Genomic DNA, 21,513 nt, shown 5'->3' with positions numbered 1-21,513 from the left:
TTAGAAGTCCATCGCCTCCCGGATTCCCGTCTCGATGCGGGCCGGCTCGGGCAGGTAGTAGTCCTCGAGCGCGTACAGCGGGAACGGCGTGTCGAAGCCGCTGATGCGCTTGATCGGTGCCTCCTGGTAGGCCAGCGCCTCCTCCTGGATCGTCGCGGTGATCTCGGCGCCCATCCCGCCCGTTTTGGGGGCCTCGTGGACGACCGCGCCGCGACCGGTCTTCTTGAACGACTCGACGATGGTGTCGACGTCCAGCGGCGACACCGTCCGGAGGTCGACGACTTCGACGTCGATCTCACCCTCCAGGTTTTCGGCGGCCTCGATCGTCGGCCGGGTCATCGCGCCGTAGGTGAACACAGAGATGTCTGAACCCTCGCGGCGGACGGCCGCCTCGCCGAGGGGGACCTCGTAGGAGTCGTTCGGGACCTCCTCGCGGAACGCCCGGTAGATGAGTTTGGGCTCGAGGAAGATCACCGGGTCCGGCGAGCGGATCGCGCTGGCGAGCATTCCCTTCGCGTCGTAGGGGGTCGAGGGGATCGCGACCGTGAGTCCGGGCTGGTGGACGAACATCGCCTCGGTCGATTCGGAGTGGTGTTCCGGTGCGCGAATGCCGCCGCCGTAGGGCGCCCGAACGACCAGCGGACACGTGAATCGTCCGCGCGAGCGCGTGCGAAGTCGCGCCGCGTGGGAAACGATCTGGTCGAATGCGGGGTAGATGAAGCCCATGAACTGCATCTCGGCGACCGGACGCAGGCCGTAGGCGGCCATTCCGATCGCGGTGCCGGCGATGCCGGCCTCCGCGAGCGGCGTGTCGATGACGCGATCCTCGCCGAACTCGTCGTAGAGCCCCTCGGTCGCGCGGAACACGCCGCCGTTCTTCCCGACGTCCTCGCCCATCACGAGCACGTCGTCGTCACGTTCCATCTCCCCGTGCAGTCCGTCGCGGACCGCCTGTACCAGCGTCAGGTTTTCAGATTCTGCAGCCATTGTTAGTCCTCCAGAAGCGCCTCGTCGCCGTACTGTTCGCGAACCGATTCGAACCACTCGAGCTGTTCCTGGAGCCGTCGTGGCATTCCCTCGTAGACGTGCGCGAAGATTTCCTCCGGATCGGGGCGCTCGACCTGCTCCGCCGCGTCGATGGCGTCCGCAACCTCGCCTTCGATCCGACTCTCGATGGTGTCGACGCGCTCGTCGTCGAGGATTCCCTGCTCGCGCAGGAACGTCTCCATCCGCGGGATGGGGTCCTTCTGCTTCCAGCGCTCGACCTCCTCGTCGTCCCGGTAGACCGAGGGGTCGTCCGCGGTCGTATGGGCGCCGAAGCGGTACTGGACCGCCTCGATCAGCGTCGGACGGAGTTCGTCCTCGTCAGGATTTTTCGCCTTCTCGATGGCGTCGCGGGTGACTTTGTACACCGCGAGCGGGTCCATTCCGTCGACCTGAACGCCCTCGAAGCCGTACGCTTCGGCCTTCTGGGCGATCGTCTCGCTCGCCGTCTGGCGCTCTCGAGGAACCGAGATCGCCCACTGGTTGTTGTTACAGAAGAAGACGTTCGGCGTGTCGAAGACGCCCGCGAAGTTGAGTCCCTCGTGGAAGTCGCCCTCGCTCGTCGCGCCGTCACCGAAGTAACAGAGGAACGCCTTGTTCTCGTCTTTCAGCTTCGAAGCCCACGCCGACCCCGTCGCGTGTGGGATCTGGGTCGCGATCGGCACTGCGACGGTGAAGATGTTGGCGTCTTCGGGGATGGCGTTGCCCTGCTCGTGTCCCATCCAGTACAGCAGCGTCCGCTTGAGCGAGAGGCCGCGGACGAGTCCCGCGCCGTGCTCCCGATAACTCGGGAACAGCCAGTCCTCCTCGTCGAGTGCGTGGGCGCTGCCGATCTGTGCGCCCTCCTGGCCCGACAACGGCGGGTAGGTCCCCATCCGACCCTGGCGCTGGAGACTCACCGCGCGCTGGTCGAAGTGGCGAGCCAGACGCATCTGCTCGTAGATCTCTACGAACTCGTCTTCGGAGAGATCCGGCACCTCCGCGTCCTCGAGAACGCGGCCGGCGTCGTCGAGAACCTGTACTCGGTCCCGGGGGTCGTGCTGAAGCGTGCTCACGTGTATACCCACCTTCGCATACCCTAACGGTCTATCGCTCGCGTTAAAGGATTTTCGTAAAAGGTTTACTATCGTCGGGATTCTTGCCACCCGTTAGCAGGGTTTTGCGGGAAGGGGGCGTCAAATCGAACAATCGTCCGTATAAACGGAAGGAAACGGGCTAACAGATCGAAACATCACGAATTATGGCCCAATACTGGACGGACGGTCGCAGTGTCATCACCACCCATACTCAGGCCAGCCACCAGAAACAGCCAGACACCGACGACCAGTCGCGGTGACGGCCGTCGTTCAGGCTGCGGTGCGTGCGCGCTCGCGAGCCTCCTCAAGAGTCCGCCCCTCCCGCAAGAGCGCGTCGACGAATAGCTCCCCCGCTTTGTACGACGACCGGACCATCGGTCCGCTGGCACAGTAGAGAAAGTCGAGTTCCTCCTCGGCGACACGTCGCCAGGTCTCGTACTTGTCCGGGTGGTCATACCGTTTCACGTCGAGGTGGCTGCGCGAGGGCTGGAGGTACTGTCCCAGGGTGACGATGTCGACGCCGTGCTCGCGCAGGTCCGCGAGCGTCTGGTACACCTCGTGGTCGTACTCGCCGTGGCCGAGCATGATCGACGATTTGGTGTGGATATCGGACTCGCGGTCGACCTGTGCGAGCACGCCCAGACTCTGGTCGTAGCCGGCGCGGCGGTCACGGACGGGAAACTGCAACCGCTCGACGGTTTCGATGTTGTGGGCGATGACGTCAGGCTGGGCGTCGATAATCTTTCGAACGAGACGTTCTTCACCCTGGAAGTCGGGGATCAGAACTTCGACCAGGGTCCCGGGGTGGCGACGTTTGATCTCCCGAATCGTTTCGGCGAAGTGACCCGCCCCCTGGTCGGGAAGGTCGTCGCGGTCGACGCTCGTGAGCACGACGTAGTCGAGGCCGATTTCGGCGACCGCGCTCGCGACGTTTGCCGGCTCTTCGGGGTCCAGGGGCTCCATCCCACCGGTTTCGACGTCACAGAAGTTACAGCCGCGAGAGCAGCGGTGGCCCATCAGCATGAACGTCGCGGTGCCGCCGCCGTCGTCGCCGCGGCCGCTCCAGCACTCCCCCAGATTCGGACAGTTGGCCTCCTCGCAGACGGTGTTGAGATCGTGCTCGCGCAGCGTCTCCCGAATGCCAGTGAACTCCCGACCCGACGGCGGTCGCATCTTCAACCAATCGGGTTTTCGCGAGCGACTCATACACTACCCCTGGGGACCGTCGGTGAAAAATCGTGGTGGTTTCATGCCCTCGACTATGCCAGCGGTACTCTACCACGAAACAGACAGACATATATAATAGATGGCCATTGTCGTAGCTAACATATCGTATGATAGACGTGTCGCGCGAGGAGATCACGAGTGGTTCGATCCCAAAGGCGTTGCTCGTCCTCGCCGCGCCGTTGTTGCTCCAGAACCTCGTTCAAATACTCCAACAACTCGTCGATATCTTCTGGCTCGGACGACACAGCAGCGACGCCGTCGCCGCCGTCGGGCTCAACTTTCCGCTGACCGGGTTGCTCGTCTCCGCTGCTATCGGTATCGGAGTCGGTACCCAGGTGCTCGTCTCACAGCGTGTCGGCGCCGACGACCTCGAGGGTAGCCGACGAGCAGCAGTCAACGGCACGATCGTCGGCGTCGTCGTTGGCGGCCTCATCGGCGTTTTGACGTTCCTCTTCGCCCGGGACATCATCGGACTGTTCGGAACCGAGGCCCACGTCGCGGAGATGGCCGCCAGCTACCTCGCCGTCTACGCGCTCGTACTTCCCATTCTCACGGCGAGTGACACCCTCGAGGCCGGCTTCGTCGGGTGGGGTGACTCTCGGGCGGCGCTGTACATCAACCTCCTCGCGGTCGGGCTCAACATCATCCTCGACCCGTTCCTGATCTTCGGCTGGGGGCCGTTCCCCGAGATGGGGGTCGCTGGCGCCGCCCTCGCGACCGGCCTCGGCTACACCGGCGGCCTGCTGCTCGCGATCGGAATGGCCGTCTCCGGACGTGACGGGTTCGTTATCGACCGCGAGGTGCTCACCTTCGACACCGACGACGTGCGCGAGATCGTCGACATCGGCTGGCCGAACGCGGGCCAGTACTTCGCCAGCCAGTCCGTCCGGGTCGTGATCATCGCCATCGTCGCCGTCGTCGGCGGTGCCCCCGCGGTCGCGGCGTACGCGATCGGCGCCCGCGTCGCAAGCGTGGCGTTCATCCCGGCGATCGGACTCCAGCAGGCCGCCCAGAGCGTCGTCGGGCAGAACCTCGGCGCCGACGCTCCCGAGCGGGCGCGGCGAACGACCTGGGTCGGCGTCGGAATCGCCGTCGGCGCCCTCTCGATCGTTGGGGCGGTTCAGTGGCTCATTCCGGAGACGCTGACGTTCGTGTTCGTCCCCGACGCCAGCGGCCAGGAACTCGAGTACACCGTGCTCTACCTCGAGATCCTCGCCTACGGCTACTGGGCTCTCGGCGCGAGCTACCTCTTCCAGGCTGGGTTCAACGGCGCGCGGCGAACGAGGACGAGCCTCGTCGCCACTCTGCTGCAATACTGGGGAGTCCGTTTGCCGATCGCCGCAGTCGGTATCTACCTCCTCGGGATGGACGTGTCGGCCGTTTTCTGGGCCGTCACGCTGTCGAACGTCGCCGTCGCGGTCGGGCTGGGCTGGTACTACTGGTACGAGACGTCGAACGGGATGAACGCCCGGGCGGCGAACGCGACGGCGAGCGCGAGCGATTGATCGGGTGCGGCTCGAGCGATGCGGTTGCGTCGGCTTCCGGCGCGAAACCGCCCTGAGCCACGACAGCTTTACGGGGACGTGCGATATACTCGAAGTCGATGACATCCGGATCGACGCCTGGCTGGCTTCACCTCACGGACGACGAAACCGTCGTCTGGGAGAGTCGTCCGCATCCGATCACGATGGGGGCGGGGCTTCCCGTGGGGATCGGCCTCGTTCTGGTCGGGTTTCTGCTAGCCGGGTGGGGCGCGACGGGGGATGGAATCAGTGCGGTGACGATCGTGGGGGTGCTCGTCGCACTCGGCGGCGCAGCCGTCGCGTTCGCACAGTACATCGTCTGGACGAATACGCGGTACGTGCTCACGTCCGAAGAGCTCTACAAGAAACACGGCGTCGTTTCCCGGGACGTCACCCAGTTTCGCCTCGACCGTATCCAGAACACGAGTTTGCGACAGAGCGCGATCGGACGACTGCTGGGGTACGGCGACCTAACCGTATACACGGCAGGGTCGGGTGAACCGGAGCTGACGTTCGAGCGCGTCCCGCGTCCGGAACGAGCGAGCAGCGCTCTCAACACACAACTCGGTGGGACAGTCGAACGTTCCAGAAGCTATCCCTGATCCGAATCGGGTAGAATCGCTTTTTACGGTGTGTCGACAACGAGGTGGCATGTATCCGGATCCGGCCGCGATCGTCCCCCTGCTTGCGGTGCTCTTTGCAGTGACGCTCTCCCGGTATTATCACATCAGGCGCGGGATCGAATCGGAATCACCACAGGTCATACGAAATGCCCAGCGGGTGCTCCCGACCTACCGACTCCTCTATCGGCTCCTCACGGTTGCCGTCGTCGGTACGTTCGGGTACATGCTCCTGTTTCACATGGTTCTGTCGCCGAGCGCGCCGGTCAACGAGTTGGCGCTGGTGCTGATCTGTTTTCTCCTCGCGTTGCACTTCACGCTGCACCAGCGGATCGACGACGGTGACCTCGCCACCGACTCGATACCCGGTGATCACTGATAGCTACGTTCACAACACGCGGAAACACAAACAATAATCGTGCAAGACGTAGGCGGTGAAACAATCGTCACACTATATCCGAGATGGGTGGACGTACGAGTAGTAGTATACCGATATTACTTGGTAATAGATTGAACTACCGCGCGAGAGCAAGTGTCTGTGGCAAGAGTTCGCATCCAGGTATAGATCGTTTGTAAAACAGAAACAATATATTGACGTTCAGAAATTGTTGACGGATAATATCTCCGGGTCCGGAAAAGATCCAGTGGAGGGTTCCAATAGTAATACGCACCACTATCCCGCTCAACCGTTAGAAAACGGCCGGTGGGAGGTAATTGTCAACATAGGTGGAAATCCGGTGATTCGTTAATTATTTATCTTCCTGTCCGCAACCGGGATTGTCAATGCGTGACAACAAACAAGGGTTAACCCGCCGCGAATGGATGCGAATCGTTGGCATTGGTGCAGCCGCCGGAACGACCTCCATTGCAGGGTGTCTGGGTGACGACGAGAACGGGGACGATAGTGAAGGGAGCGACGACGGCGACGACGGCAACGGCCGCGACGACGACGTCGACTACGACACGTACATCAGAGCCGACTCGACTGACGCCGTGACGATGTATATCCCGGAGAACGCGGACAACAATACCAACCTGCGTTACTCGCTGCTTCTCGACGGTGCCTACGCCATCACCGAGGACCGCGAGATCTTCGGGCTCTGGCTCGAGGACGTCGAGGACCAGGGCGACGCACAGACGTACGTCGCGACCGTCCGCGACAACCTCGAGTGGGGTGCCGGCTACGGCCAGATGACGGCCGAGGACTGGGTGTATCACATTCAGGAGATCGACCAGGGCGGCTGGGCCGGCTCCGTCGACGCCGGCGACTGGGCGGAGATCGAAGTCGAGCAACTCAGCGAGTTCGAGTTCGAGATCCGACTGCCCGAGCCGAACGCGGACTTCCTGTTCGAGCCCGTGCTGTGGGGCAAGTACGTCCTGCCACAGGGGCTCATCGAGCAGTACGCCGAGGACGAGGATCTCGAGGGAATCCAGCAGGACGAGGAGGTCCAGCAGATGGCCTACGCCGGAAACCTCGGTCCGTACAGCTGGGGGGAGTGGGACCGCGAGGCCGCCTTCCGGACGACCCGCAACGAGGACTACTACATGCAGGAGGTCGACGACCTGCCGGATGACTGGGGCGAGCCGCCGCACTTCGAGGAGTACGTCTTCCAGGTTATCGACGAGGAGAGTACCCGGATTCAGGCGCTCCAGCAGGGAGAGGTCACGCAGGCCGGCATCCCGTCGGACCGCGTCGAGGACTTCGAGGGTCACGAGGACGTCGACGTCTATCAGATCCCGCAGCCGTACCTCTCGATCATGGCGTACAACCAGCGCGCAAACGGGTGGGAGCCGCTGCGCACCCGCGAGGTGCGCCAGGCGCTCTCGATGGCCGTCGACAAGCAGGTCATCACCGAGGAGATCCAGCGGGGCTACGCCGAGAGCTCCTCGACGTTCCAGCCGGAGTGGTCCGAGTGGTACGACGAGAGCCAGGTTACCGACTTCGGGATCGGCGACACCTACGACCACGACGAGGCTCGCTCGATGCTCGAGGAGCACCTTCCGAGCGACTACGGCTACGACGGCGACGAACTGATCGGGCCGGAGGGTGACCAGGTCGAACTGACGCTGGTCTACAGCGCCGGTGGCGGTGCGACCGAGGACATCGCCGAGTGGGTCCGCCAGGAGTACCGCGGGATCGGTATCGAGGTCGCGCTCACCTCCCTGCAGTTCAACCGGATGCAGGAGGAGTATCTCATGAGCACGCCGACCGTCGAGGAGCCGGACTGGACCACTCCCTCGCCGTTTAACCCGGCGCCCCGCGAGCAGTCCGAAAGCTCTTCGGACTGGGATCTGCTGTCGGGTATCGGCTTCAACACCTACCCGTTCGCCCCGGGCGGAACCGACGCCTTCTGGCACGAGCAGGCGAGTACGAACTTCTACGGCTACGTGCCGGAAGAGGACGTGCAGTCGATGTACCAGGAGCTTCGAACGACGCCCGACGACCAGTTCGACGAACGTCAGGCGATCTTCGGCGAGATCCTCGGCATCCTGAGCGAGGACCAGCCGGTGAACTTCCTCTCGATGTCCGACGACATCATCGGCTACCAGAACTACATCGAGGGACAGGTCGAGGAGTACGGTGGAAACTGGGACAGCCTCCAGCGGTTCCGCGCGACGGAGTAACGACCGGTTCGTGGACATCGGACGACCCCACACCGATTCAGCCATCTTTCTTACCGGACTGTACGGGACGGGCGAACGATGTTATTCCGATGTCCAATCAGATCGAATAGTATAACCGATGGGGGGACAGGGTACGAATCGTACCGAACAGTGATGTTAAATCAACTTCCCTTCGGGGAAGCGATGTGCAGACCGACGACAGCAACAACGAAACCACACGACTATGAAAGGATACGTACTTAAACGAACGGCGTGGGCTGCCGTTGCAACCTGGGTGATCGTGAGCATCACGTTCATCTTGATGTATATTACGCCCGACGCCGGCGCTGCGGAGATCGCGTTCTCGTCGATTCAGGCGGGGCAGGATCCGGACGCCGCGGTCGAGCAGTACGAGATGGCCCGCGGTCTCGACCGACCGTTTCACGAACAGTATATCGACTTTATGGCATCGATCTTCACCGGGGACTGGGGCTGGTCGTATTACCAATCACGCCCCGTAATGGACGCGATTCTCGGTTCGCTCCCGTACTCGATGATGTACGGAATTCCGGCCGTCATCATCTCGACGATTCTCGGGATCGTGATCGGCCTCTACTCCGCGACCCACCAGTACACGAAATCCGACTACGCGGCGACGTTCGTCGCGTTCTTTGGAATTTCCGTGCCGAACTTCTGGCTGGCGATCATCCTGCTAGTGGTCTTTGCGGTCCACCTCGGATGGGTTCCCATTCTCTTCGATCCGAACGCGGCGAAGGTCGACGGCAGCTTCGCGCTGGCCGGCATCTTCAGCTGGGAGAACATCAGGCAGCTGATTCTGCCCATCTTCGTTCTCACGACGAGTTCGATCGCGGGACTGATGCGGTACTCCCGTGCGGAGGCACTCGAGTACGTCGAGGCGGAGTTCGTCAAGACGGCGAAGGCGAAGGGCGTCGACGACCGCCGGATCCTCTACAAGCACATCCTCCGGCCTGCGTCGGTTCCGATTGCAACGATTCTGGTCGGCGACCTGCTCAGTATCATCTTCGTCGCCTCGTATCTGATCGAAGTCGTGTTCCAGATCCCGGGGCTCGGAATGCTCAGCTACAACGCAATTATCAATCAGGATCCCGCCCTGGTCATGGGGACCGTACTGGTGCCGACGTTCGTCGCGATTATCGGCAACCTCGCACAGGACCTCGCCTACACGGTGCTTGATCCACGAATCGACTACGGTGATCGGTAATGGCTGCTGAAGACACACCTGACATACATCAGGGAACGACGGATCGGACGTTCGAGAACCTCAACTGGGACGAAGTCGACGGCAACCGCACGCGGTTTACCCGGTGGGCGATCGCCTGGTACGTCACGATGGGGATCTACCTGCTACTCGTCAGCTACGATCTCTACTGGCGATACGTCGTCGGCGACGGCCCGGCCGAGTTCCCCGTGTTCGGGACGGTCGGCGCCGTCCAGTGGCTCTACATTCCGACGCTGCTGGCGATGGTCTTCTTCGTCGTGGTTCCGATGTACCAGAACCCGCGGATGTCCAGACACTACTGGAACGAGTTCAAAAAGAACACGGCTGCCGTTCTGAGCCTGTTCTGGCTCGCAGCCATGTTCGTCATCGGCTTCATCGGGTCCCGCGTGTACTCGGCACCGGAACTCGTGCCGCTCAACCAGTACCAGCCGCCGGTGTACGCGAGCGTCGACAGCAGCGTGCCGATTAGCTGCGTCGGCGAGGAGTCGGGCGGCCAGTGTCACGGCTCCTGGGCACACCCACTCGGGACGACCGATCAGGGGAAAGACATCCTGATGAGTGTCGTCCACGGGATGGAGGTCTCCATGCAGGTCGGACTGATCGGAACGACGATCATCATCCTCATGGCGAGCATCGTCGGCCTGGCGGCGGCCTACTTCGGCGGCTGGACCGACGAGATCCTGATGCGCTACGTCGACATTCAGATCACGTTCCCGACGTTCTTCCTCTACCTGCTGATCGTGTTCCTGTTCGAGCCGACCCTGTTCTCGATGATCATCATCTTCGGGGTCTTCGGCTGGGGCGGAATCGCGCGTATCGTTCGCTCCGAGGCGCTTCAGCGCCGCGAGGAACAGTACGTGCAGGCGGCGAAGAACGCCGGTGCCAGCGGGCGGTGGACGATGCGTCGGCACCTGCTGCCGAACGTCTCGAACAGCGTCATCACGGCCGCGACGTTGATGATCCCCTCGCTCATCCTGTTCGAGGCGGCGCTCGCGTTCCTCGGACTCGGCGATCCGACCATCGACTCCTGGGGCGAACTGATCGCCCGCGGTCGCACCGACCTCGACAGGGCCTGGTGGATCTCCACCCTTCCGGGGATCTTCCTGTTCCTGACGATCCTCGCGTTCAACTTCGTCGGTGACGCGATGCGCGACGCACTCGACCCGCGCTCGATGGGGGGTGAGGAGTGATGGGGCGCCCCCATCCTCGCCGACGTGCGGCCGACCGAACCGGACGACCGACCAGCGACCGAAGCCGCTCGAGCGGTTTCACCGAAGGTGTTACCGATGAGTACTGAGCAACGACCGCTGCTGCGCGTCAGAAACCTGCACACCCAGTTCGACACCAAAGCCGGCACCGTCAGAGCCGTCGACGGGATCGACTTCGACGTCTATCCCGGCGAAACCGTCTGTATCGTCGGCGAGAGTGGGTCCGGAAAGACCGTCGCGAGTGAATCGATCACGCGACTGTTCAAGAGCCCGCCCGGATCGATCCCAGAGGGGTCGATCGAGTTCGACGGGCGGGAGGTGACGGAGATGAACGACGACGAACTGCTCGACCTGCGTGGCGGCGATATCAGCCACGTCTTCCAGAACCCACAGGGTGCACTCAACCCCGTCTACACCGTCGGCTGGCAGGTCAGAGAAGCGATCACCGAACACAACGACGTCACCCAGGAGGAGGCGACCGAACGGGCGGTCGAACTGTTCAGCCGCGTCGGCATTCCCGACGCCAGCAACCGGCTGAACGACTACCCTCACGAGTTCTCCGGCGGGATGAAACAGCGCGTAATGATCGCGATGGCCCTGGCCGGCGAACCGGACCTGCTGATCGCCGACGAGCCGACGACGGCGCTCGACGTGACGATCCAGGCCCAGATCCTCCGGCTACTCCGGGAGATCCAGGAAGAACACGATATGGCGATCATCTTCATCACCCACGACCTCGGCGTCGTCGCCGAGATCGCCGACCGCGTCGTCGTCATGTACGCGGGGAAGGTCATGGAGACCGCCGACGTCTTCGATCTGTTCGAAGAGCCCGCCCACCCCTACACGCAGGCGCTCCTCGAGTGTCTGCCCAGTCGCGGCTCGGTCGCCGGCATCAGCGGTACGCTACCGAGCGTCGTCGATCCGCCGGCCGGCTGTCGGTTCCACGAGCGCTGTCCGCACGCACTCGACAAGTGCAAACAGGGCGACCAGCCGCCGCAGTACGACTTCGACCGCCACCAGGGGCACACGGTCTCGTGTGTCTACTACGAGCCGGGTGCCGATCCGTCGCCGGTCCTCGAGTCCCGACCGACCGAGACCGTCGCAGACGGCGGGTCAACCCGGCCGACCGACGCCGCCCGAGGAGGTGAGGGCGAATGAGCGGTAACCGGGGCGAACCGGTGCTCTCGGTTCGCAACCTCACGAAACACTACCCGATCACCTCGGGAATGCTAAAGAGCGAAGTCGGCACCGTCAAAGCCGTCGACGGGATCGACTTCGACGTATACGAGGGCGAAACGTTCGGCATCGTCGGCGAGTCCGGTTGTGGGAAGTCGACCGCCGCGACCTCGATGATCCGACTCGAGGAGCCGACCGACGGCGAGGTGCTGTATCGCGGCGAGAACATCGTCGACTACGACGCAGAACAGCTCACGCGCTTCCGGCGGGAGCTCCAGATGATCTTCCAGGACCCCGATTCAAGTTTCGATCCCCGGATGAGCATCGGCGACTCGCTGGCCGAACCGCTCACGGTCCAGGGACTGACCGATCGGGAGCATCGAAACGAGATCATCGACGACCTGCTGCGACGCATCGACCTCTCCCCGGAGGACAAAGAACGGTATCCCCACGAGTTCTCCGGCGGCCAGAAGCAGCGACTCGGGATCGCTCGCGCGCTCTCGGTCAACCCGGACGTGATCGTCGCCGACGAGCCGGTGTCGGCGCTCGACGTCTCGATCCAGTCGGAGATTCTGGCACTGCTCCGGGAACTCCAGGACGCGTTCGGCCTGACGATGGTCGTCATCAGTCACAACCTGAGCGTCGTCCGGTCGATCTGTGACCGGGTGGCCGTAATGTACCTCGGCGAGATCGTCGAGAAGGGGCCCACCGAGGAAGTGTTCAACAACCCTCAACACCCCTACACGCGTGCGCTCATCTCCTCGATCCCGACGCCAGACCCGACCCAGCGGGGAATGGGAGTCGAGCTCAAAGGCGACGTGCCGAGTCCGTCGAATCCACCGAGCGGCTGTCGGTTCCACACGCGCTGTCCGGAGGTCATCCAGCCCGAGGAGATCGACCTCGAGCAACGCGAGTGGCGTCGCGTTCTCGACTTCCGCCAGCACGTCGAGGAAACCGGTATCGACCTCGAGGGCGTTCGCGAGGTCGTCGCCGCCCACGAGGGCCACAGCCTCGAGGACGACATCGAGGACCTCGATCTACCGGCCGATCGCCTCGCAGCCGAGATCCGCCGCGACTTCGAACTCGAGGAAACCCTCTCACAGCAGCGAGCCGAGGACACGCTCGAGGAAGCCGTCCAGCAGCTCATCGCCGAGAACCGCGAGGTGGCGATCGAGACGCTTCAGGGACTGTTCACGACGCCGTGTGAGGAACAGACGCCGACGCTGCAGTCGGTCGCGTCGGACCACGTCGCCTCCTGTCTCCTGCACACGGAGGGACACGCCGAGAGCGGCGACCAGCAGCAGTCGCTTTACACCAGAAGCGACTGATAGCTCGCTGAAACTCGTTTTCGACGGCATCGATCGACAGTGGTCGGGCCAGCGCCCTCGAGAGTCCGACCCGGCGGTCGGGCGGCGACAGAAACGCCTTTCACCGGGGGCTCCCCGTATCCGTGTGATGGAGGTCGCCGAGGTTCTCCCCGACTTTGCGGACGCCTTCCCCTTCGAGGAGTTCAACCGGATGCAACGCGAGGCGCTGCCCGCCTTGCTCGAGTACGACGAGAACGTGGTCGCGAGCGCGCCGACGGCCTCGGGCAAGACCGCACTGGCCGAGCTGGCGATCTGTAACGCGCTGGCCGACGGCGGCACCGCGCTCTTTCTCGCCCCGCTGCGGGCGCTGACAAACGAGAAGGAGGCCGACTGGGACCGCTTCGAGGAGCTGGGGTACTCGGTGTACGTCGTCACCGGCGAGCGCGATCTGAACCCGCGGCGCGCGCGGCGCGCGGACATCCTCGTGATGACGCCCGAGAAACTCGACTCGGCGACCCGAAAACACGACTCCCCGCGGTACGACTTCGTGACCGACGTCGACGTCTGCGTGATCGACGAGGTCCACTTGCTCGACGCGGATCGACGGGGATCGGTGCTCGAGGTGACGATCTCTCGGCTTCGGCGGCTCTGTGCTCCCCGCGTGGTCGCCCTCTCGGCGACGATGCCGAACGTCGACGACGTGGCCGCCTGGCTCGACGCCGGACCGGAAACGACCCTCGAGTTCGGCGACGAGTACCGTCCCGTCGATCTGAACGCGGGGGTCAAGACGTACACCCACGGCGAGAACACCTTCGCCGACAAGTACCGGCGGCTGTACCGCGCGCTCGACCTCGCGGAACCGCACCTGCGCGAGGACGGCCAGGCGCTGGTGTTCGTCGCCTCGAGACAGGACACGGTGCAGGCGGCGAAGAAGGCCCGGGACGAGATCGCAGAGCGCGACATTCCGATGGGGGCCCGCGGGGAGTACGATTTTCACACCGAAGCGAAACGACTCGAGAACTCGACCCTGCGGAAATCGGTCCTCGACGGCGTCGCCTTCCACCACGCCGGGCTGTCGAAGAGCGACAAGGACCTCGTCGAGGAGTGGTTCAAAGACGGGACGATCGAACTGCTGTTCTCGACGTCGACGCTCGCCTGGGGGGTGAACCTGCCCGCTCGCTGCGTCATCATCCGGGACACGAAGTACCACGACCCGCTCGAGGGCGAGGTCGACATGAGTCCGCTCGACATACTCCAGATGCTCGGGCGGGCGGGACGGCCGGGGTACGACGACGTCGGCTACGGCTGGGTCGTCTGTGACACCCGCGAGGCCGACAAGTACCGGCGGCTGCTGCGCGACGGCAAGGAGATCGAGTCGCGGCTGGCAGAGAGCCTCGAGACCCACCTCAACGCCGAGATCGCGATGGGAACGATCACCGATCTCGAGGACGTGATGGACTGGCTCGAGACCACCTTCTACTACGTGCGCGGCCAGTCTCGCCCCGAGGAGTACGACTTCCCCAATCTGAAACGGAACGTCCGGGACACCCTCGAGGGGTTGGTCGACCGCGGCTTCGTCGAGACCGGCGAGAACCTCTCGATCGAGGCGACGCCGCGGGGGGTGCTCGCCTCGACGTACTACCTCAGGCTGACGACGGCCGCCCGCTTCGCGGATCTCTGCGAACGCGAGTCCGTCGACACCGCCGCCGTCCTCGAAACCGTCGCCCGCGCCGAGGAGTTCGACTCCGTCTCCGCCCGCCAGGCCGAACGCGACGCGATCAGTTCGGTGCTCGTCGGCCAGGAGACCGGCGACCTCGAGGCGGGTCAGCGAAAGGTGCTCGCGATCCTCCGCAGTGCGGCCAACGGAACGGTGCCGGGCGAACTCAGAAGCGACGCCTGGGTAATCCGCCAGAACGCCACCCGACTGCTGTCGGCGCTGGGTGCCTTCCTCGAGCGGTTTGCGGACCCTCACGCGGCGAACCTCGCCCGGCGCGTCGAGGCGCGGGTCGAAAACGGCGTCGCCGAGGACGCGGTCGGACTCACGGCGATCGACGGGGTCGGCCCCGGCCGGGCGAGCAAACTCTCGAAGGAGGGGCTGGCGACCCCCGGCGACGTCGTCGACGCCGGTATTTCGGGGCTGATCGACGCCGGACTCTCGGAGGGCGTCGCCGAACAGGTGTACGAAGGCGCTCAGTCGCTCCCGGCGATCGAGTTCGACTGGGGCGCGTTCCCCGAGCGCATCGCGACCGGGAAGAACGACGTTCGCGAGGTCACCGTCACGAACGTCGGCGAACCCGCTCAAGCGGGGATCCGGGTCACCGTCAACGGGGTCGAAATGACGACCTCGAGTCGGTACCTTCGAGACGTCGAGACGGTTCCAGTCGGCGTCTTCGGTGCCAACGAGGACGAACTCGAGTACACCGTTAGCGTCACGTTCCCGGAGGAGCCGTTGCTCCCGGTTGCGGAGACGCGAACGGTCGACGTCACGTAGGCGGTGCCCGCGGCAGTCGACCGCCGGCGCTACGAATCGTCGGCCGCGCGGTCGACGTTTCGACACTCGATCCGCGCGCCGCCGGACTCGCTCGCGGTGACGACGCAGTCCCAGTCGTAGGCGGCTGCGAGGTGGGCGACGAACGTGAGCCCCAGCCCGATTCCGTCCGGCGCGGTGGTGTAGCCGGGTTCGAAGACCTCATCGCGTTTCGGTTCCGGAATCCCGTCACCGTCGTCCGCGACGTAGAACCCGCCCTCGAGGTCGCCGACGCGAACGGTTACGTCCGTGCCGCCGCGCTCGACGGTGTCATCCTGAGTCTCCGAAGAAGGGGCCGTGGAACCGTGTTTCACGGCATTTTTGAACAGGTTCTCGAGCAGGTGATGAAGATGGATCGAGTCGGCTCGAACCGTCCGTTCGGTTTCGATCTCGAGGGACGCCCCGTTCTGTCGCACGTCCTCCCAGGCCTCCTCGGCGACGTCCGCCAGCGAAACCGGTGTCCCCTCGACGGTCGCCTCCGTGCTTCGGGCGGTGATGAGGAGGACGTCGATCATCTCCTCGATGCGCTCGAGCGCCCGTTCGACCTCCTCGGTGGCTCGCTCGTCGCCGTCGGTCGCCGGTCGGACGTACGCCTGTGCGATCGAAAGGGGGTTGCGCAACTCGTGTGCGAGCATCCGTGACACACTCTCCAGGCGGTCGTTTTGTCGCTGTATCGACCGTTTGTGCTCCTCGGCCTCGCGTGCGCGAGTAATGGCACGAGCTTCGTTCAACCCGACGGCGAGGCCAGCGACGCCACCGACGCCGGTCACGAGTGCGGCCGTCCAGAGCGGATTCCGGTTGTCGACGGCGGGGTTGACGGCGACGAGGCCGTAGACGACGCTCATCGCGACGAGTCCGCCGAGACACCACCCCGCGATTCGCCAGTACGTCTCGGGGTGAAGATCGGTTTCAGGGAGCCGATAGCCACCGTACAGTATGGCGAGGCCGGGACCGCCCACGAGAGTGAAGTCGATGAGTGCGGCCGTGAGCGGCTGTCCCGTCGCGGTGTTGATGAGAACGCGTCCAGCGGCGTACGCGATGTATAGCTCGCCGAGGAGCGTAATGGCGCGCCGGCCGTCGACTCTCGAGGCGACGAGCGACCAGTAATTCATTATTCCGTGACCGTGGGCGCATGGATCACGGGATCCGCCTTAGGTGTATAGCTGCATTCGTGATATGTCGCCCGCTGAAAGAACCGAAACGAAGGCTGGCGCCGAGCGGGCGGGCGCCCCGCGACCCGAAAGTAGCGTAGGGACTGCTACAGTCGAGCCGGTCCGACCACCGCGGATCGGGGGCCGTCGCGGTAGCGGACGTATTCAGGGCCAGGAAAGAAACGGCCGGCCGTAGAACGGCGACCCAGGTCCTCGAGTGCAATCGATACGCGGATAGATCCGACGGCGCTGGGCGCTGCCACCGGGACAGTGTGGGCGGTAAGCGTCGCCGCCCTCGGAATTGCCGCCCGATATGGTCGGGGGACGCCTGGCGAAGTTTGCTCGCAACGGTCTACGCCGGCTACGACGAACACGTCACGGTCGGCGTCGCGTGGGCCGTCGTCGACGGCTTCGTCGGCGGCTACCTGTTCGGTCGGCTGTACAACGCCTTCACCCGCCGCTGAGCCACGTCACTTACTCGACGAGTCCAACCACCGCCTCACGAAGCGCCGCCGGCGAGTCGACCACGTCGTCGGCCGGCGAGTAATCGACTCCCTCGTGGGGATCGATCCGGTAAGCGACGACCGTCGTTCCCGCCCGCGCGGCCGACTCGATACCGTGGCCGGAGTCCTCGACGGCCACGCACGCCTCCGGCGTGACGCCGACCTCGCCCGCCGCGTACTCGAAGACGTCCGGCGCGGGTTTGCCGTCACCGTCGACCTCCTCCGCGCTCACGACCTCGTCGAACGCCCCGTCGAGGTCGAAGCGCTCGAGGACGATGTCGATCCACTCGTGGGGCGACGAGGAGACGACCGCGACCGGCACGCCCCGCGAGTCGAGTTCCTCGAGCAGGTCCCGGAACCCCGGAAGCAACGAGACCTTCTCCGAATACAGCTCCCGAGCGGCGTCGTCGAAGATGTCGATGAACTCCTCGCGGGAGACGGCAGCGTCGTACTCGGCCTCGAGGTAGTCGTAGATTTCGCGGTAGTTCATTCCCGTAATCTCGGCGACCGCGACGTCGTCGTCGGGGACCACCGTCGGAAGGATCGCCTCTCGCTCGAGTTCGACCCAGTAGTCCTCGCTGTCGACGATCACACCGTCCATATCGAACAACACAGCAGTCATTGCTCGAGGCTATTCGCGCGACGGGTATAGCCGTTCGGCCGTCGACACTCGCTGTCCCGGCGCGGGAACCGGTCGTCAGCGAGCGACCTCGCCGCGGCGTTCGTGTTCCATCTCGCGAGCGACCTGATCAGCGACGTCGGCACCGAACTCCCGCTCGAGCAGCCACAGCGCGAGGTCGATCCCCGAGGTGACGCCGCCGGCCGTGACGACGTCCCCGTCGTCGACCACCCGCGCGTCGACGACGTCGGCGACCGCCCGCAGGTCCTCGACCGCGTCGTGGTGGGTGATCGCCGGCCGCCCCTCGAGAACGCCGGCCTCGGCGAGCACCATCGCGCCCGTACAGACGGAGGCGACGGTCGTCCCGTCGGCGTGCAGACCGGCGACCCGCTCGGCGAGCGCGCCGTCGTCGACGACCCGACGAACCCCGCCGTCGGTGCTCGTCCAGCCGCCACCGGGAACGATCAGCAGGTCGGGGTCGCCGAGAACCCCGTCGGGCTCGACTCGTAGACCGTGACTCGCCCGAACCAGTTCCGCGGGCTCGAGGGTCACCAGCCGAACGTCGATCGAACCGCCAGCACGAGCGCCGTTCGCGAGGACTTCGAAGGGACCGATCGCGTCGAGTTCGTCGAAGCCGTCGAAGAGGACGATTTCAGCCGTAACGTCTGCCATACCCCCTCCCTGGAGCGCGGGACGCAAACGTGTTTCGCGGGGTCGGAGCGGGGACGCCACCGACGCAGGAGCGGCCTCGAGTTTAAATACCGTGAGGCGGCCAGACGTCCCATGACCGACGACAGCCTCCGCGTGCTCGCGGGCGACTGCACCGTGATCGCCGACGGCGCCAACCGCGAGGAGTATCGCGGCCGCGTCACGACCCTCGTCAAGCCCGACAACACCGTCCTCGTCCACGACGTCGACGGCTACCAGCCGGTCGCGTGGCTCACCCGCGCGGATAGCGTCTCGAGCGCCCGCGACGACGGCTTCACCCTGGTCGCAAAGAAGGACACCCAGACGCTCCGGATCGCCGCCCACGACCAGGACGGGTTCGCCGCCTATCCAGCGACCGCCGCCGGCACACCCGTTGGCAACTGCGCGACCGACGGCTGCTCGGGCGTCCTCGTCCGGTCGAACGGCGTCCACTGCGTCGACTGCGACGACCGCTACGGCGTCCCCACCGACGCGACCATCCGCGAGGATCGGTGCGAGTGCGGACTGCCGCGGATGCGCGTCGAGCGCGGACTCGCCTTTCACGTCTGTCTCGACCGGCGCTGTGAATCCCTGGACGAGGCTGTCCGCGAAGCGTTCGACCGCGAGTGGGGCTGTCCGAACTGCGACGGTGACCTGCGGATCCTCCGCCGCGGCGGGCTCATCGCCGGCTGCGAGGACTACCCGGCCTGCGAAACCGGCTTCGTCATCCCCGCGGGCGTGATCAACGGCGAGTGTCGCTGCGGCCTCCCGAGTTTCGAGACGCCTCGAGGGAGTCGCTGTCTCGACGCGACCTGTGATCGAGCGGTCGAGGAGCCACCCGCTGCGGCCGAGCCCTGAGCCGTGCGATCCGCAGGCGCTTTGTGCCGCGCGGTCCAGCCACGGGTATGGAACTCGAGGGACGGTTCGACGACGGCGTCGTTCGCGTCGGCGGCGACGCCCGCCAGCGCTATCACGACTCGCGGGGGTACGGCTACCCCCTCGAGGGCAACGAGATCGCGCTCGCCCCCGTCGAGGCGGCACACCTGCTCTACCGCGGAGATCTCGAGGCGGTGGTCGACGGCGACGCCCGACTCGGCTTTCGGGAGTTCCTCGCCCGCGAACCGGGTTCGGATTTCGGCGTCCGATTTCTCGTCTACGCGGATCTGCGCTCGCGGGGCTTCTATCTCTCGCCCGCGGTCGAACCGTGGCTCACCGACCCGCCCGAAACCGATTTCGCCGTCTTCCCCCGCGGCAAGGGACCCGGCGGCGGCGAGGTCGAGTACGCCCTGACCGTCGTCGGCGAGCGAGCCGACCTGCCGGCGAGCGACCTCGCGGCCGGCGTGCTCGCCGTCGTCGACGAGGAGAGCGAGATCACCTACTTCGACGTCGACCGCAGGGAGATCACCGGCGAGAGTGCCACCGACCTGCCGACGGCGGTCGACGCCGACCTGCTCGCCGACCGCGTCATCGTCTGGGAGCCGCCGCTGTCGCTGTACGAGCGAACCTTCTACGGCCAGCCTCTCGAGGGTCGTGAGTACGAGGAGCCGACGTTGCAGTGTTCGCTGCTCGAGGCGGCCTACCTCGCCGAGCGGGGGGCGCTCGACCTCGAGCCTGAGGTGGTCCGTGGACGCGGCCGGGCGGTCGAGGGCGAGCGCTTCGACCGCCGGCTTCGCGTCTACGAGCGGCTTCGAGAGGACGGGGTCGTCCCGAAGACCGGCTACAAGTTCGGCGCGGATTTTCGGACCTACGCGACCGTCGACTCCGTCGAAGACCTGGGCCACTCCGAACTCCTGATCCGGGTACTCCCTCCGGGCCACGTCTTCGAGCCGCGCGATCTGGCTCTGGACGTTCGACTCGCCCACGGCGTCCGGAAGACGATAGTGTTCGCGCTGGTCGGCGGCGAGGACGCGGCGATCGAGTATCTGGCGGTCGAGCGGCTGACGCCGTAGGCCGCCTCGAGCGGCTGCTCCTCAATCGGCCGCCTCGAGCAACGTGTTTCCGAGGACGACCTCCGTGCCGGCGAGTCCGACCGAACAGAACAGGGTACGGTCGTCCGCCGACGCTCGGCCGAGTTCCGGATTCTCGAGCACGGCGGCGAGTTCGGCCATCCGCTCCCGATCGGCGCCGGAAACGACGAACGGCCGATCGTAGCCGTCGACCTGCGCGAGCGAGTCGGTGACGATGGCGTCGGCGTCGCCGACGGTCTCGAGAGGGAGTTCGTGTGCGTCCTCGAACTTCGGCCCGATCGAGGTGACGTGAGCGCCCGGTTCGAGCCAGTCCGGATCGAACACCGGCTCGGTGCTGGTGGTCGCACAGATGAGTACGTCAGCCCCGCTGACGGCGGTTTCGGCGTCCTCGACGGCCGCGAGGTCGGGGGCGACTCGAGGCCCCACCTCGCTGGCGAACGCCTCGCGGCTCTCGGGAGTCGGGCTGTAGACGCGAGCTGTCTCGAAGTCCCGAACCGCACACGCCGATTCGACCTGCGTACGGGCCTGGTTGCCGGCTCCGAGCACGCCGAGGGTTCGGGCGTCCTCCGGGGCGAGGGCGTCGACGGCGACGCCGCCGATGGCACCGGTCCGCCACCGGCCGATCGCGTGGCCGACGAACAACCCCTCGAACGCGCCGGTGCTGGCGTCGAAGACGGCGACGAGTTGCTGGTGATCGTCGCTCGAGTCGGGGTAGGTGTCGTACACCCGGAAGCCGACGGCGTTCGTCGGACCCGTCGCCGCGCCGACGGTGAAGACGAGCGACCCCTCGCCGGCCTCGACCGACCAGCGGGGCGGGCCTCGAGCGTTCCCGCGGCGTGTTCCTCGAAGGCGCGCTTCATCGCCGTCACGGCGTCGGCTGGCTCGAGCAGGTCGCGAACGTCGTCGTCGGTGTATATTCTCGGGGTCATACAACCGCCTTCGGCGGCCACCGACGTAGCCGTTCGCTGAAACTCGTTTCAGTGAGTCGGGGGCCGGAAGCGAAACTTTTTGCG

At 65.1% G+C, this 21,513-nt stretch carries 19 protein-coding genes; 12 read left to right on the top strand and 7 right to left on the bottom strand.

What is annotated here, in order from left to right; all coding sequences use genetic code 11:
• The 3 genes from AC6I6S_RS09780 to lipA form a co-directional block, all read right to left on the bottom strand.
• Entirely contained in the window at positions 1–987 is a 987-nt protein-coding gene (locus AC6I6S_RS09780; protein ID WP_497949779.1) for an alpha-ketoacid dehydrogenase subunit beta, read from the bottom strand.
• A 2-nt stretch (positions 988–989) separates the two neighbouring features.
• Positions 990–2,099 carry a pyruvate dehydrogenase (acetyl-transferring) E1 component subunit alpha gene (gene pdhA, locus AC6I6S_RS09775; protein ID WP_497949778.1) on the bottom strand — a complete coding sequence of 370 codons (1,110 nt, stop codon included), beginning with the start codon at positions 2,097–2,099 and terminating at the stop codon, positions 990–992.
• Positions 2,100–2,390: 291 nt separating this feature from the next.
• Positions 2,391–3,326: a lipoyl synthase gene (lipA, locus tag AC6I6S_RS09770; protein WP_497949776.1), complete on the bottom strand. Its 936-nt coding sequence runs from the start codon at positions 3,324–3,326 to the stop codon at positions 2,391–2,393.
• Positions 3,327–3,454: 128 nt separating this feature from the next.
• Here lipA and AC6I6S_RS09765 point away from each other — a divergent pair, with 128 nt between their 5' ends.
• The 9 genes from AC6I6S_RS09765 (at position 3,455) to AC6I6S_RS09725 (ending at position 15,537) form a co-directional block, all read left to right on the top strand.
• Entirely contained in the window at positions 3,455–4,852 is a 1,398-nt protein-coding gene (locus AC6I6S_RS09765) for an MATE family efflux transporter (RefSeq protein ID WP_497949775.1), read from the top strand.
• Positions 4,853–4,950: 98 nt separating this feature from the next.
• Positions 4,951–5,472, top strand: a complete 522-nt coding sequence (locus tag AC6I6S_RS09760) for a PH domain-containing protein (RefSeq protein WP_497949774.1) — start codon at positions 4,951–4,953, stop codon at positions 5,470–5,472.
• A gap of 49 nt (positions 5,473–5,521) precedes the next feature.
• The gene (locus tag AC6I6S_RS09755) at positions 5,522–5,869 is read left to right on the top strand and encodes a hypothetical protein (RefSeq protein WP_497949773.1); all 348 of its coding nucleotides are present in this window, start codon (positions 5,522–5,524) and stop codon (positions 5,867–5,869) included.
• Positions 5,870–6,273: 404 nt separating this feature from the next.
• Positions 6,274–8,115 (top strand): ABC transporter substrate-binding protein, encoded by a 1,842-nt coding sequence (locus AC6I6S_RS09750; protein WP_497949771.1) that lies wholly within the window; start codon positions 6,274–6,276, stop codon positions 8,113–8,115.
• 223 nt (positions 8,116–8,338) lie between these two features.
• Positions 8,339–9,337 (top strand): ABC transporter permease, encoded by a 999-nt coding sequence (locus AC6I6S_RS09745; RefSeq protein ID WP_497949770.1) that lies wholly within the window; start codon positions 8,339–8,341, stop codon positions 9,335–9,337.
• Positions 9,337–10,545: an ABC transporter permease gene (locus AC6I6S_RS09740; RefSeq protein ID WP_497949769.1), complete on the top strand. Its 1,209-nt coding sequence runs from the start codon at positions 9,337–9,339 to the stop codon at positions 10,543–10,545. Before AC6I6S_RS09745 ends, AC6I6S_RS09740 begins: the two co-directional genes overlap by 1 nt.
• A 96-nt stretch (positions 10,546–10,641) precedes the next feature.
• Positions 10,642–11,721, top strand: a complete 1,080-nt coding sequence (locus AC6I6S_RS09735) for an ABC transporter ATP-binding protein (RefSeq protein WP_497949768.1) — start codon at positions 10,642–10,644, stop codon at positions 11,719–11,721.
• On the top strand, positions 11,718–13,067 hold the full coding sequence (locus tag AC6I6S_RS09730) for an ABC transporter ATP-binding protein (protein WP_497949766.1): 1,350 nt from the start codon (positions 11,718–11,720) through the stop codon (positions 13,065–13,067). The genes AC6I6S_RS09735 and AC6I6S_RS09730 overlap by 4 nt, the downstream gene beginning before the upstream one ends.
• 127 nt (positions 13,068–13,194) lie before the next feature.
• Positions 13,195–15,537, top strand: coding sequence for a DEAD/DEAH box helicase (locus AC6I6S_RS09725; protein WP_497949765.1), 2,343 nt, complete (start codon positions 13,195–13,197; stop codon positions 15,535–15,537).
• A 29-nt stretch (positions 15,538–15,566) separates the two neighbouring features.
• Here AC6I6S_RS09725 and AC6I6S_RS09720 read toward each other — a convergent pair whose 3' ends face one another.
• Positions 15,567–16,685, bottom strand: a complete 1,119-nt coding sequence (locus tag AC6I6S_RS09720; protein WP_497949764.1) for an ATP-binding protein — start codon at positions 16,683–16,685, stop codon at positions 15,567–15,569.
• Positions 16,686–17,062: 377 nt separating this feature from the next.
• Between AC6I6S_RS09720 and AC6I6S_RS09715 the strand changes: the two genes are divergently transcribed.
• Positions 17,063–17,188 (top strand): hypothetical protein, encoded by a 126-nt coding sequence (locus tag AC6I6S_RS09715; protein WP_497949762.1) that lies wholly within the window; start codon positions 17,063–17,065, stop codon positions 17,186–17,188.
• Positions 17,189–17,198: 10 nt separating this feature from the next.
• On the opposite strand, the gene AC6I6S_RS09710 is transcribed toward AC6I6S_RS09715, so the two are convergent.
• Together AC6I6S_RS09710 and AC6I6S_RS09705 are read right to left on the bottom strand one after the other, a co-directional pair.
• Positions 17,199–17,849 (bottom strand): HAD family hydrolase, encoded by a 651-nt coding sequence (locus AC6I6S_RS09710; RefSeq protein ID WP_497949761.1) that lies wholly within the window; start codon positions 17,847–17,849, stop codon positions 17,199–17,201.
• A 75-nt stretch (positions 17,850–17,924) separates the two neighbouring features.
• A complete protein-coding gene (locus tag AC6I6S_RS09705) occupies positions 17,925–18,518 on the bottom strand; it encodes a DJ-1/PfpI family protein (protein WP_497949760.1) in 594 nt (197 codons plus the stop codon).
• A 111-nt stretch (positions 18,519–18,629) separates the two neighbouring features.
• Here AC6I6S_RS09705 and AC6I6S_RS09700 point away from each other — a divergent pair, with 111 nt between their 5' ends.
• On the top strand, positions 18,630–19,391 hold the full coding sequence (locus AC6I6S_RS09700) for a DUF91 domain-containing protein (RefSeq protein ID WP_497949758.1): 762 nt from the start codon (positions 18,630–18,632) through the stop codon (positions 19,389–19,391).
• A 47-nt stretch (positions 19,392–19,438) separates the two neighbouring features.
• A complete protein-coding gene (endA, locus tag AC6I6S_RS09695) occupies positions 19,439–20,482 on the top strand; it encodes a tRNA-intron lyase (protein ID WP_497949757.1) in 1,044 nt (347 codons plus the stop codon).
• Between the two features lie 21 nt (positions 20,483–20,503).
• On the opposite strand, the gene AC6I6S_RS09690 is transcribed toward endA, so the two are convergent.
• Positions 20,504–21,433 (bottom strand): ornithine cyclodeaminase family protein, encoded by a 930-nt coding sequence (locus AC6I6S_RS09690; RefSeq protein WP_497949756.1) that lies wholly within the window; start codon positions 21,431–21,433, stop codon positions 20,504–20,506.
• Positions 21,434–21,513: the final 80 nt, after the last annotated feature.

This window comes from Natrononativus sp. DTA114, assembly GCF_059736515.1.
The sequence above is the reverse complement of the archived record's forward strand: the minus strand, read 5'-3'. Positions and strand labels throughout refer to the sequence as shown.

What these genes read in the sequence shown, in the direction of transcription:
- AC6I6S_RS09780 (WP_497949779.1), bottom strand. Translation starts at nt 987, where the DNA reads ATGGCTGCAGAATCTGAAAACCTGACGCTGGTACAGGCGGTCCGCGAC.
- lipA (WP_497949776.1), bottom strand. Translation starts at nt 3,326, where the DNA reads ATGAGTCGCTCGCGAAAACCCGATTGGTTGAAGATGCGACCGCCGTCG.
- AC6I6S_RS09765 (WP_497949775.1), top strand. Translation starts at nt 3,455, where the DNA reads ATGATAGACGTGTCGCGCGAGGAGATCACGAGTGGTTCGATCCCAAAG.
- AC6I6S_RS09760 (WP_497949774.1), top strand. Translation starts at nt 4,951, where the DNA reads ATGACATCCGGATCGACGCCTGGCTGGCTTCACCTCACGGACGACGAA.
- AC6I6S_RS09755 (WP_497949773.1), top strand. Translation starts at nt 5,522, where the DNA reads ATGTATCCGGATCCGGCCGCGATCGTCCCCCTGCTTGCGGTGCTCTTT.
- AC6I6S_RS09750 (WP_497949771.1), top strand. Translation starts at nt 6,274, where the DNA reads ATGCGTGACAACAAACAAGGGTTAACCCGCCGCGAATGGATGCGAATC.
- AC6I6S_RS09745 (WP_497949770.1), top strand. Translation starts at nt 8,339, where the DNA reads ATGAAAGGATACGTACTTAAACGAACGGCGTGGGCTGCCGTTGCAACC.
- AC6I6S_RS09740 (WP_497949769.1), top strand. Translation starts at nt 9,337, where the DNA reads ATGGCTGCTGAAGACACACCTGACATACATCAGGGAACGACGGATCGG.
- AC6I6S_RS09735 (WP_497949768.1), top strand. Translation starts at nt 10,642, where the DNA reads ATGAGTACTGAGCAACGACCGCTGCTGCGCGTCAGAAACCTGCACACC.
- AC6I6S_RS09730 (WP_497949766.1), top strand. Translation starts at nt 11,718, where the DNA reads ATGAGCGGTAACCGGGGCGAACCGGTGCTCTCGGTTCGCAACCTCACG.
- AC6I6S_RS09725 (WP_497949765.1), top strand. Translation starts at nt 13,195, where the DNA reads ATGGAGGTCGCCGAGGTTCTCCCCGACTTTGCGGACGCCTTCCCCTTC.
- AC6I6S_RS09720 (WP_497949764.1), bottom strand. Translation starts at nt 16,685, where the DNA reads ATGAATTACTGGTCGCTCGTCGCCTCGAGAGTCGACGGCCGGCGCGCC.
- AC6I6S_RS09710 (WP_497949761.1), bottom strand. Translation starts at nt 17,849, where the DNA reads ATGACTGCTGTGTTGTTCGATATGGACGGTGTGATCGTCGACAGCGAG.
- AC6I6S_RS09705 (WP_497949760.1), bottom strand. Translation starts at nt 18,518, where the DNA reads ATGGCAGACGTTACGGCTGAAATCGTCCTCTTCGACGGCTTCGACGAA.
- AC6I6S_RS09700 (WP_497949758.1), top strand. Translation starts at nt 18,630, where the DNA reads ATGACCGACGACAGCCTCCGCGTGCTCGCGGGCGACTGCACCGTGATC.
- endA (WP_497949757.1), top strand. Translation starts at nt 19,439, where the DNA reads ATGGAACTCGAGGGACGGTTCGACGACGGCGTCGTTCGCGTCGGCGGC.